Consider the following 11,856-nt stretch of genomic DNA (forward strand, 5'->3'; position numbering starts at 1 on the left):
TCTAGTTAAGTAACCCTGCACCAACGTTAATCGACAAACCCAATATCGTCATATTAAAGATAAATGATAAAACTGACTGTAAGAGCACCACTCGGCGGATATCAGACGTTCCAGTCGAGACATCCGCAGTTTGAGAAGCCACACCGATAGTAAATGAGAAATAAAGGAAATCCCAATAGGAAGGCGTGGTTATCTCTTTGGGGAAAAGTAACGGTAAAACCGTTTCTGATTTATCTCGTGGCAGATAAAATAGATGGGCGTAATGCATGGTAAAAGCGGTAGGTAACAGTAACCATGATACCAACAACGTCATCCCGGTCAGAACCAAATGGAACGCCTTGGCTGAGTCAGAGAGCTGATTTGCGGTACTCAATTCAAATAAAATCACCAAAATACTGGCCAGACAGGACATGCTGACAATACTGAGCACCATACTGGCACTTTCATCCTGCACCCGGGCTATCTTTCTGATTCTCGTCGGATCGGTACGTAATAGCTGCAACCATAAAAATAACAAATAAAGCCACGCGGATACATTCCAACTCACCATCAGGCGCAATAATACGGTGAAATGTGACGGTAATAGGAAGTAGGTGATGACGCCAGCGCTAACAGAGAGCAGCAGCCTTGGGCGGGTATGTAAATAGTGTCTAACGGGATGAAATAGAAGCATAACATCAGCAACCTTGCATATAGTTATTTATATATGACTACAGCATAGATTAAAAACCCGCGATGGCTGTTGCAACCACCACGGGTTGGATAATTAAAGCAAACCGTCAACCTTCTCGCTAATTTCTGGCCCCCACACACCACATTGCACCTGGCCAATATGCTGTTGTTGCAGCAATAACATCACTAAACGAGACTGACCAATGCCGCCACCGATCGTCTGTGGCATTTCGCCACGCAGCAGTGATTGGTGCCACTCAAGTTTCAGTCGATCTTCATCGCAGGTCAGTGCTAACTGGCGTTTAAGTGCATCCGCGTCAACTCGGATGCCCATAGAGGAGATCTCGAAAGCATCTTCCAGCACGGGGTTCCAGACAATAATATCGCCGTTCAAGCCAGCAAAACCTTCCGCACTCGGCGAGGTCCAGTCATCGTAATCCGGCGCACGAACGTCATGAGATTGACCGTCAGCCAATTTACCGCCAATACCTATCAGGAAAACGGCCCCGAACTCTTTAGCAATGGCACGTTCACGGCCTTTAGCATCCAAATCAGGGAACTTGGCACGCAAGCTTTCACTGTGGATAAAATGAATCTGTTCTGGCAGGAACGGTTTCACGCCAAATTCAGCACTGATCGCGGTTTCAGTGGCTTTAATCGCTGAATAGATCTTGCTCACAGTAGATTTTAGGTAAGCCAGGTTACGCTCGCCATCGCCCATAACGCGTTCCCAATCCCACTGATCAACATATACAGAATGAATAGGCGTCAGACGATCTTCATCCGGACGCAATGCTTTCATATGGGTGTAAATCCCCTGGTCAGCACCAAAATCAAAGCGACCCAAGGTTTTGCGTTTCCATTTAGCCAATGAATGAACAACTTCAAAAGTCGCATCAGGCAAAGTTTTAACTTTTACTTGTACCGCTTTCTCTGAACCAGACAGGTTATCTTGAGTGCCATCACCCACGCGGCTCAGGATTGGAGCCTGTACTTCAATCAGACCCAGTTGCTGCTCTAACTGGCGAGAAAAGAAAGATTTTACGAAGCTGATTTGTTGCTGTTTTTGGATAAATTGTTTTTTCATTGCCGTGTTCTCGATTCGTTATTGTTTATTATGCTAATTGAGTGATGCCGTTTGGCTTGACATCGATTAAGCAACAAAATGGTAGTTAAATTCAATATCCAATAAACAATATTGCCATTTCACTTTTAATCATTCATTTTTATATCACTATAATTAAATAATCGGCAAAAAAAGAGAGATAATATGAGTGAAATTTATCAGATCGATAATCTCGATCGCAGCATCCTGAACGCATTAATGGAAAATGCACGCACACCTTACGCAGAATTGGCCAAAAAATTGGGTGTTAGCCCAGGAACTATTCATGTTCGGGTAGAGAAAATGCGTCAGGCAGGGATAATCACAGCAGCCTGTGTTCATGTTAACCCAAAACTGCTGGGCTATGATGTGTGCTGCTTTATCGGCATTATTCTGAAAAGTGCTAAAGATTACCCTTCAGCCCTCAAAAAGTTGGAGAGTTTAGAAGAAGTTGTTGAAGCCTATTACACCACCGGCCATTACAGCATTTTTATCAAAGTGATGTGTAAATCAATAGATGCGCTGCAACAGGTACTTATCAACAAGATCCAAACGATTGATGAGATCCAGTCGACAGAGACGCTAATCTCCTTGCAGAACCCCATAATGCGTACCATCGTGCCTTAAACCTTAAATAACTATACCCACATTATCCACAGGTAGATCCCAGCTGATTCACAGCGTACAATACCGGTTCTTTACATCGGTTGGGTTCCTTATGGCTGACATTACCTTGATCAGTGGCAGTACACTTGGCAGCGCTGAATATGTTGCTGAGCATTTGGCTGAGAAATTAGAAGAAGCAGGTTTTTCAACAGAAACGCTGCATGGCCCGGAATTAAACGAGCTTGCTTTGAATGGTTTGTGGCTAGTTGTCACGTCTACACATGGTGCAGGTGACCTTCCGGACAACCTTCAGCCTTTATTAGAACAAATCGAGCAACAGAAGCCGGATCTTTCTCAAGTACGCTTCGGAGCCGTCGGTTTAGGCAGTTCAGAATATGACACTTTCTGCGGTGCAGTCAGACAACTGGATCAACAATTGATCGCACAAGGTGCCAGCCGTTTGGGTGAAATTTTAGAAATAGACGTCATCCAACATGAGATTCCCGAGGATCCAGCAGAGGTTTGGGTTAAAAATTGGATTAATTTACTCTAATTTGCTTAAAGATCACGCAAACGAATGTGGATAAGTATGCTTAAAAGCAGGGTAAAACCGGTACATATCCACATAACAACCTTAGGGCCACCAAGTGCCTGTGCATAACATGCCATTTAGATCCCAGCTTATACGCAATAGGATCACCGATCATTCACAGCAAACGATCCTCGTTAATTCTATGATCTTTCATGTGAATAATCACTTATCCACAGAGGATCATGATCCTAATAAGAGATCTAATAAAGAGATCTTTAAATAAAAAGATCTTCTTTTAATTAAGGGCGATCCTAAGGCGCTTGGTCGAAAGTCTAAACTTGAGTAGAATCCCCCACCTCAGGGCAAACACAGAAATTCGCATAACGGCGAGGTGCAGTACCATGTTTTATCCAGATCAATTTGACGTCATCATCATCGGTGGTGGCCATGCCGGCACCGAAGCTGCAATGGCAGCGGCACGCATGGGACGTCAGACCTTATTGCTGACGCACAATATCGATACACTGGGGCAAATGTCGTGCAACCCAGCGATTGGCGGTATCGGTAAGGGGCATTTGGTAAAAGAGATCGATGCTCTGGGTGGCCTGATGGCAATGGCAACGGATCAAGCCGGTATTCAGTTTAGGATACTAAACTCCAGTAAAGGGCCAGCGGTAAGAGCGACCCGTGCTCAAGCAGACCGCGTCTTGTATCGCCAAGCGGTACGTACTGCATTAGAAAACCAGCCTAACCTGATGATTTTCCAGCAGCCGGTTGAAGATCTGATTGTTGAAAACGATCGCGTGGTCGGTGCAGTTACCCAAATGGGCCTGAAATTCCGCGCTAAAGCGGTAGTCTTAACCGTCGGTACTTTCCTGGACGGAAAGATTCATATCGGCCTTGAAAACTACAGTGGTGGCCGTGCCGGTGATCCGCCATCCATCTCATTGTCACAACGCCTGCGTGAATTACCATTGCGGGTAAATCGCCTTAAAACCGGTACTCCCCCGCGCATTGATGCACGCACCATTGATTTTAGCCAATTGGCTCCACAGCTAGGTGATACCCCAATCCCGGTATTTTCATTCCTGGGTAATGCCAGCCAGCATCCTGAGCAAATGGCGTGTCACATCACCTACACCAATGAAAAAACCCATGAAGTGATCCGTAATAATCTGGATCGCAGCCCGATGTATGCCGGGATCATCGAAGGGATCGGGCCACGCTATTGCCCATCGATCGAAGACAAGGTCATGCGCTTTGCTGATCGTAATTCACACCAGATCTTCCTTGAACCGGAAGGCTTGACCAGTAACGAGATCTATCCAAACGGCATATCTACCAGCCTGCCTTTCGATGTACAGATGCAAATTGTCCGTTCAATGAAAGGGCTGGAAAATGCTCGAATTATTCGACCTGGTTATGCTATCGAGTATGATTTCTTCGATCCGCGTGATTTAAAACCCACCCTGGAAAGCAAATATATCCAGGGCTTGTTCTTTGCCGGACAAATCAATGGTACGACGGGCTATGAAGAAGCGGCGGCTCAAGGGCTGCTTGCAGGCCTCAATGCGGGCCGCTTTGCCAACGATGAAGACGGATGGTCACCTCGTCGTGATGAAGCCTACCTTGGCGTGCTGGTGGACGATTTAAGCACCCTTGGTACCAAAGAACCGTACCGCATGTTTACCTCACGGGCGGAATATCGCCTGATGTTGCGTGAAGATAACGCAGATCTGCGCTTGACTGAAATGGGGCGGAAATTAGGGTTGGTCAATGATGCTCGCTGGGCACACTTCAGTCAGAAAATTGAAAAAATTGAAAAAGAACGCCAGCGCCTGCGTGATATCTGGGTACACCCATATTCTGATAACGTTTCTGAAATCAATGCGTTACTTAAAGCACCATTGTCAAAAGAGGCCAATGGGGAAGAATTGCTACGTCGGCCAGAAATTGATTACCGATTGTTGACCACTCTGCCTTCTTTCGGCCCGGCATTGACTGATCCACAAGCGGCGGACCAGGTTGAAATTCAGGTTAAATATGAAGGGTATATCACCCGTCAGCAGGAAGAGATCGAAAAGCAATTACGCAATGAAAACACCGTATTGCCACTAGACCTTGATTATCGCCAAGTGTCTGGTTTATCGAACGAAGTGATCGCTAAACTGAATGATCATAAACCTAACTCAATTGGTCAGGCCTCGCGCATTTCTGGCATCACGCCAGCGGCTATTTCTATCTTGCTAGTCTGGTTGAAAAAACAAGGCTTATTGCGTCGCAGTGCATAATTTCTACATCGTACAACTCTAAAAGTGTTTGCCTGTGTTGTGCTTTTTAGCCGCCAGGCAGATGCGATTTAACCGCCAAACCCGCAGCCAGGTCTTCAAAGCGCTGTTAAGCTCGATTATCATTCTGCGTATTAACCCATTTATAGGCTGACCAGGCATCTTCTGGTTACAGGATAATGTTGTGCTAAAAAAATTAAACTCACTGCTTACCGCAGCAGGTATTGCGCTTCCCGATCAACAAAAATACCAGTTGGTAGGTTATGTGGAGTTGCTGCATAAGTGGAACAAAGCGTATAACTTGACCTCCGTTCGCGATCCAATGCAAATGCTGGTGCGGCATATTTTGGATAGCATTGTGGTTAACCCACATCTGCAAGGTAATCGGTTTATTGATGTTGGAACCGGCCCTGGCCTGCCTGGTATCCCTCTGGCAATTGTGCGGCCTGATGCGCATTTTACCTTGCTGGATAGCTTGGGTAAGCGCGTTCGTTTTCTGCGTCAGGTGCAACATGAATTAGGGTTAACCAATATTGACCCTGTACAGAGCAGAGTTGAGGACTTTGTCGCAGAACCCCCTTTTGATGGCGTAATAAGCCGTGCATTTGCCTCCTTACAAGATATGCTGTCCTGGTGCCATCACTTGCCAGCGAAGCCTGAAGGGTGCTTTTATGCGCTTAAAGGGGTTAGGCCAGATGATGAGTTAGCCACACTGCCAGCAGGTATTACGCTTAAAGCAGTTATCCGGTTGCAGATACCTGAGTTGGAAGGTGAGCGTCACTTGGTCATTCTTAAGCTAAACTAACTTTGTTTTTTATCAAAAAAAAGCAATAAATTATCTGCAACTGTAAGCTATTTTATCAGTTTAATTATTTTTAGTTATGGTTGCTTTTTATTCGCTAACTCTTAGTATGACCTAAATTATTTTACTTATTTCTTACATAATCAACTGCAAGAAATGACAAAACGGTATCGGAAACCACAAAATAGTCACTATGGTAATTATTTTTTAGCCAATGCCGCCTTTTTTATGTGTCTGAATTGTTGCCGAGTTATTATCTGAAATGTCAACGGTTAGTTTTTATTAAGTAGATAAGTTGCGTAATAATAGTTTTATTTTAACATTATGATTTATAAAAGCTTTTGATCGCTCTTTTCGTTAAAGACAAAGCTTGGGGTTATGGGCTATAAATTAGTCTGTTTTAAGTTTTGTGATCAATTTCACGCTTTATTGATAATAATTGGAATCGTCAGACAATTAGATTTGGGCTTTATTCCGAGAGTAATCTTGTGAAAAGAGGTCGAAAAGTAAAAAAATTGAATAATTGTTCACCTTTTCGTTACTTATCGATTGAATTCGTTTGAGTGGCCCGTATAATTTGCTCGTTTTTTGCTGCTTGACTCTATGGGGTAAAAAGCAGTTTTATACCTCACTCAACATGCCCTAGTGTGGTTCGGAGAGAACAAACGTCATGCCTGTATCCCTTTACAGTGGGAAAATTGCACGAAAGTCGCTGTTTTTGCAGTTAATGACGTTTGTTGTTCTCAGCGCCGCTTTTGGCTTTAAGAGCCTTGAATGGAGTGTTTCTGCTTTGGCAGGAGGATTGGCAGCCTGGTTGCCCAGTGCCATATTTATGTTGTTTGCTTGCCGCCATCAGGCAAAAACAGCAGCTCCAGGTCGTGTTGCGTGGTCGTTTGCCATTGGCGAAGGGTTAAAAGTTATCGTAACGATAATTTTACTGATTGTGGCTCTGGGGCTGTTTAAAGCCGCTTTTGCACCACTCGGTTTAACCTATTTAGCGGTGCTGATTGTGCAGATATTGGCACCGGCCATACTTAGCGGCTACCGTACTTAACAGTTATCGTATTTAACGATCACCGTATTTAACTACAAAAAGGGTAAGAGGCATCATGTCTGCATCAGGAGAAATCTCTACTCCAAGGGACTACATAGGGCACCATCTGAATAACCTTCAGCTGGACCTGCGTACCTTTGAGTTGGTCAATCCCCACTCACCTGGCCCTGCAACGTTCTGGACGTTGAACATTGACTCTTTGTTCTTCTCTGTCGTGCTGGGGTTAGCTTTTCTGTTTGTTTTCCGCAAAGTCGCGGCAGGTGCCACCAGTGGCGTGCCTGGCAAATTGCAGACGGCTGTTGAGTTAATTATCGGTTTTGTCGATAGCAGCGTTCGGGATATGTACCACGGTAAAAGTAAAGTCATCGCACCATTAGCCCTGACGGTATTTGTCTGGGTTTTATTGATGAATATGATGGACTTACTGCCAATCGATTTACTGCCTTACATCGGCGAGCATGTCTTTGGGTTACCTGCATTGCGCGTGGTTCCCACCGCTGACGTGAGTATTACCTTGTCCATGGCGTTGGGTGTTTTCATCCTGATCCTGTTCTATAGCATTAAAATGAAAGGTGTAGGCGGCTTCGTAAAAGAATTAACGATGCAGCCGTTCAATCACCCGATATTCATTCCAGTTAACTTAATTCTGGAAGGTGTCAGCCTGCTGTCCAAACCGGTTTCACTCGGTCTGCGACTGTTCGGCAACATGTATGCGGGTGAGTTGATCTTCATCCTGATTGCTGGCCTGTTGCCGTGGTGGTCACAGTGGATGCTCAGTTTACCTTGGGCTATCTTCCACATACTGATTATTACGTTACAAGCCTTTATCTTCATGGTTCTGACGATTGTCTATCTGTCGATGGCGTCCGAAGAGCACTGATTTTCTTATAACATTACTACGTTTAACTGAAATAACTGGAGACTGTCATGGAAAACCTGAATATGGATCTGCTGTACATGGCTGCCGCTATAATGATGGGTTTAGCGGCAATCGGTGCTGCGATCGGTATCGGCATCCTGGGTGGTAAATTTTTGGAAGGTGCTGCACGTCAGCCTGACCTGATTCCTCTGCTGCGTACACAGTTCTTTATCGTCATGGGTCTGGTTGACGCCATCCCTATGATCGCTGTTGGTCTGGGTCTGTACGTGATGTTTGCTGTCGCGTAAGTAGAGTTTTCTCTACTGTGAACTACACCAAACTATTAACTTTTAAAGAGGCATTGTGCTGTGAATCTTAACGCAACAATCCTCGGCCAGGCCATCGCGTTTGTCCTGTTTGTCCTGTTTTGTATGAAGTATATATGGCCGCCGATTATGGCTGCCATCGAGAAGCGTCAAAAAGAAATTGCTGACGGTCTCTCTTCTGCAGAGCGTGCCAAAAAAGATTTGGACTTAGCGCAAGCCAATGCGACCGACCAACTGAAGAAAGCCAAAGCAGAAGCCCAGGTGATCATTGAGCAGGCAAGTAAACGCAAAGCTCAGATCCTTGATGAAGCTAAAGCAGAAGCTGAACAGGAACGTAACAAAATCGTGGCGCAAGCGCAGGCAGAGATCGACGCCGAACGTAAGCGTGCTCGTGAAGAGTTGCGTAAGCAAGTCGCGATGTTGGCTATAGCTGGCGCCGAGAAGATCATCGAACGTTCCGTGGATGAAGCTGCTAACAGCGACATCGTTGATAAACTGGTCGCTGAACTGTAAGGAGGGAGGGGCTGATGTCTGAATTTGTCACTGTAGCTCGCCCCTACGCCAAAGCAGCTTTTGACTTTGCTGTTGAGCACCAGGCGGTTGATCGTTGGCAAGATATGCTGGCGTTTACTGCCCAAGTGACGCGCAATGAACAGATCGCTGAATTGCTTTCCGGTGCTGTAGCACCAGAAACAATGTCTAAGACGTTTATTGCCGTCTGTGGTGATCAACTCGATGAATCCGCACAGAACTTCATTCGAGTTATGGCGGAGAATAGCCGTTTACTGGTTCTTCCTGAGGTACTACAGCAGTTTATTCAACTGCGTGCCTCACTGGAGTCGACCGTCGACGTTGAGGTGAGCTCTGCGAGCCCACTGAATGACGGACAGCTGGCTAAAATTGCCGCTGCGATGGAAAAACGGCTATCACGCAAAGTTAAGCTGAATTGCAAAATCGATAAGTCCGTAATGGCCGGCGTAGTAATACGTGCAGGCGATATGGTGATAGATGGCAGCGTTCGCGGTCGTCTAGAACGCCTGGCGGACGTCTTGCAGTCTTAAGGGGACTGGAGCATATGCAACTGAATTCCACCGAAATCAGCGAACTGATCAAGCAGCGCATTGCTCAGTTCAATGTGGTGAGCGAAGCTCACAATGAAGGTACTATTGTTTCCGTCAGTGACGGGATCATTCGTGTACACGGCTTAGCCGATGTTATGCAGGGCGAGATGATCGCACTGCCAGGCAACCGTTACGCAATCGCACTGAACCTGGAGCGCGACTCCGTAGGTGCTGTCGTTATGGGTCCGTACGCCGATCTTGCCGAAGGCATGAAGGTTAAATGTACTGGCCGTATCCTGGAAGTTCCTGTCGGTCGTGGCCTGTTAGGTCGCGTCGTCAATACTCTGGGTGAACCTATTGATGGTAAAGGTCCGGTAGAAAACGACGGCTTCTCAGCGGTTGAAGCTATCGCACCTGGCGTTATCGAACGTCAATCCGTTGATGAGCCTGTTCAGACGGGCTATAAGTCAGTGGATGCCATGATCCCAATTGGTCGTGGTCAGCGTGAATTGATCATCGGTGACCGTCAGACAGGTAAAACTGCTCTGGCGATTGATGCGATCATCAACCAGCGCGATTCCGGCATTAAATGTGTGTATGTTGCTATCGGCCAGAAAGCCTCTACTGTTGCAAACGTAGTGCGTAAACTGGAAGAGCATGGCGCGTTGGCTAACACCATTGTGGTGGTAGCTACCGCCTCAGAATCTGCTGCATTGCAGTATCTGGCACCTTACTCCGGTTGTGCTATGGGTGAATATTTCCGCGACCGCGGTGAAGATGCGCTGATTATTTATGATGACCTGTCTAAACAGGCCGTTGCATATCGTCAAATCTCCTTGCTGCTTCGTCGTCCACCAGGTCGTGAAGCTTATCCTGGCGACGTATTCTACCTCCACTCCCGTTTGCTGGAGCGTGCTGCGCGTGTTAACGCCGACTACGTTGAAGCCTTTACCAAGGGTGAAGTGAAAGGTAAAACCGGTTCTTTGACCGCATTGCCAATCATTGAAACTCAAGCAGGGGACGTTTCCGCGTTCGTTCCGACTAACGTAATTTCGATTACCGATGGTCAGATCTTCCTGGAATCCAGCCTGTTTAACGCCGGTATTCGTCCTGCGGTTAACCCTGGTATCTCCGTATCCCGTGTGGGTGGTGCAGCGCAAACCAAGATCATGAAAAAACTGTCCGGTGGTATCCGTACCGCTCTGGCACAGTATCGTGAACTTGCTGCGTTCTCCCAGTTCGCATCCGATTTGGATGATGCAACACGTAAACAGTTGAGCCACGGTCAGAAGGTGACCGAGCTTCTGAAACAGAAACAGTACGCACCGATGTCGGTTGCGCAGCAGTCTCTGGTTCTGTTCGCAGCTGAACGTGGTTATCTGGGTGATGTCGAGTTGGCGAAGGTAGGTAGCTTTGAAGCTGCGCTGTTAGCGTTTGCTGACCGCGAGCACGCCGAGCTTCTGCAACAAATCAACCAAACTGGCGCGTACAACGATGAGATTGAGGGCAAGCTGAAAGGCATCCTTGATACATTTAAGGCAACCCAGTCCTGGTAACGCTATACGGCCCTGCTTTTCATTAGGAAAGCAGGCCGTCTGGCAATGAGGAGAAGCAGAAATGGCCGGCGCAAAAGAGATACGTTCCAAGATCGCCAGCGTGCAAAACACGCAAAAGATCACCAAAGCCATGGAGATGGTCGCCGCCTCCAAAATGCGTAAATCGCAAGAACGCATGGCGGCCAGCCGTCCTTATGCAGAAACAATGCGTAGTGTGATTGGTCACCTCGCGTTAGGTAATCTGGAATACAAACATCCGTACCTGGAAGAACGCGACGTTAAGCGTGTTGGGTATCTGGTGGTTTCTACCGACCGTGGCTTGTGCGGTGGTTTGAACATCAACTTGTTCAAAAGACTGTTGGCTGAGATGAAAGGTTGGTCTGAAAAAGGCGTTGAATGTGATTTAGCGCTGATTGGATCAAAAGCTGCGTCTTTCTTTGGTTCCGTGGGCGGCAAGATTGTTGCTCAGGTTACTGGCATGGGGGATAACCCCTCGCTGTCAGAACTTATCGGGCCAGTGAAAGTGATGCTGCAAGCCTATGATGAAGGTCGTCTGGATAAGCTGTATATCGTTAATAACAAGTTTATCAATACGATGTCTCAGGAACCACGGATCATGCAGCTACTACCGCTTCCGCCTGCGGAAGATGGTGAGCTGAAGAAGAAATCCTGGGATTACCTGTATGAACCCGATCCTAAAGCACTGCTGGATACTCTCCTGCGTCGCTATGTAGAATCGCAAGTTTATCAGGGCGTCGTTGAAAACCTGGCTAGCGAACAGGCCGCGCGAATGGTAGCGATGAAAGCCGCCACCGATAACGGCGGTAGTCTGATCAAAGAGCTGCAGTTGGTTTACAACAAGGCTCGTCAGGCCAGCATCACTCAGGAACTCACCGAGATCGTCGGGGGAGCCTCCGCGGTTTAACCAGGTTATTACCCTAAATAGTTCAGATTGCGGGAAGGCAGTCAACGCCCAAGTAATTTGAAATATGACG

At 46.8% G+C, this 11,856-nt stretch carries 13 protein-coding genes; 11 read left to right on the forward strand and 2 right to left on the reverse strand.

The genetic code is table 11. From position 1 onward, the window contains the following. Window position 1 precedes the first annotated feature (1 nt). Window positions 2-673, reverse strand: a complete 672-nt coding sequence (locus YALDO0001_RS13035) for a DUF1345 domain-containing protein (RefSeq protein ID WP_004703867.1) — start codon at window positions 671-673, stop codon at window positions 2-4. A 93-nt stretch (window positions 674-766) separates the two neighbouring features. After that, a complete protein-coding gene (gene asnA / locus YALDO0001_RS13040) occupies window positions 767-1,759 on the reverse strand; it encodes an aspartate--ammonia ligase (RefSeq protein WP_004703868.1) in 993 nt (330 codons plus the stop codon). A gap of 183 nt (window positions 1,760-1,942) precedes the next feature. Between asnA and asnC the strand changes: the two genes are divergently transcribed. The 11 genes from asnC to atpG all read left to right on the forward strand — a co-directional run bounded on the left by asnC (window position 1,943) and on the right by atpG (window position 11,786). Continuing rightward, the gene (gene asnC, locus YALDO0001_RS13045; protein ID WP_004703869.1) at window positions 1,943-2,404 is read left to right on the forward strand and encodes a transcriptional regulator AsnC; all 462 of its coding nucleotides are present in this window, start codon (window positions 1,943-1,945) and stop codon (window positions 2,402-2,404) included. A gap of 91 nt (window positions 2,405-2,495) precedes the next feature. Next, window positions 2,496-2,936 (forward strand): FMN-binding protein MioC, encoded by a 441-nt coding sequence (gene mioC, locus YALDO0001_RS13050; RefSeq protein WP_004703870.1) that lies wholly within the window; start codon window positions 2,496-2,498, stop codon window positions 2,934-2,936. Window positions 2,937-3,316: 380 nt separating this feature from the next. Continuing rightward, the gene (gene mnmG, locus YALDO0001_RS13055) at window positions 3,317-5,206 is read left to right on the forward strand and encodes a tRNA uridine-5-carboxymethylaminomethyl(34) synthesis enzyme MnmG (RefSeq protein WP_004703871.1); all 1,890 of its coding nucleotides are present in this window, start codon (window positions 3,317-3,319) and stop codon (window positions 5,204-5,206) included. Between the two features lie 181 nt (window positions 5,207-5,387). Beyond that, window positions 5,388-6,008 (forward strand): 16S rRNA (guanine(527)-N(7))-methyltransferase RsmG, encoded by a 621-nt coding sequence (gene rsmG / locus YALDO0001_RS13060; RefSeq protein ID WP_004703873.1) that lies wholly within the window; start codon window positions 5,388-5,390, stop codon window positions 6,006-6,008. A gap of 667 nt (window positions 6,009-6,675) precedes the next feature. Beyond that, window positions 6,676-7,059, forward strand: a complete 384-nt coding sequence (gene atpI / locus YALDO0001_RS13065) for a F0F1 ATP synthase subunit I (protein WP_042547344.1) — start codon at window positions 6,676-6,678, stop codon at window positions 7,057-7,059. Window positions 7,060-7,114: 55 nt separating this feature from the next. After that, entirely contained in the window at window positions 7,115-7,939 is an 825-nt protein-coding gene (gene atpB, locus YALDO0001_RS13070; protein ID WP_042547345.1) for a F0F1 ATP synthase subunit A, read from the forward strand. A gap of 47 nt (window positions 7,940-7,986) precedes the next feature. Continuing rightward, complete coding sequence (gene atpE, locus YALDO0001_RS13075; protein WP_004393045.1) at window positions 7,987-8,226, forward strand: F0F1 ATP synthase subunit C; 240 nt, start codon at window positions 7,987-7,989, stop codon at window positions 8,224-8,226. 60 nt (window positions 8,227-8,286) lie between these two features. Beyond that, entirely contained in the window at window positions 8,287-8,757 is a 471-nt protein-coding gene (gene atpF, locus YALDO0001_RS13080) for a F0F1 ATP synthase subunit B (protein ID WP_004393038.1), read from the forward strand. 14 nt (window positions 8,758-8,771) lie between these two features. Beyond that, window positions 8,772-9,305, forward strand: a complete 534-nt coding sequence (gene atpH, locus YALDO0001_RS13085) for a F0F1 ATP synthase subunit delta (RefSeq protein WP_004703876.1) — start codon at window positions 8,772-8,774, stop codon at window positions 9,303-9,305. Between the two features lie 14 nt (window positions 9,306-9,319). Continuing rightward, complete coding sequence (gene atpA, locus YALDO0001_RS13090) at window positions 9,320-10,861, forward strand: F0F1 ATP synthase subunit alpha (RefSeq protein WP_004703877.1); 1,542 nt, start codon at window positions 9,320-9,322, stop codon at window positions 10,859-10,861. A 61-nt stretch (window positions 10,862-10,922) separates the two neighbouring features. Further along, the gene (atpG, locus tag YALDO0001_RS13095; protein WP_002220756.1) at window positions 10,923-11,786 is read left to right on the forward strand and encodes a F0F1 ATP synthase subunit gamma; all 864 of its coding nucleotides are present in this window, start codon (window positions 10,923-10,925) and stop codon (window positions 11,784-11,786) included. Window positions 11,787-11,856 lie beyond the last annotated feature (70 nt).

This window comes from Yersinia aldovae ATCC 35236 (assembly GCF_000173735.1).
Classification (GTDB): Bacteria; Pseudomonadota; Gammaproteobacteria; order Enterobacterales; family Enterobacteriaceae; genus Yersinia; species Yersinia aldovae.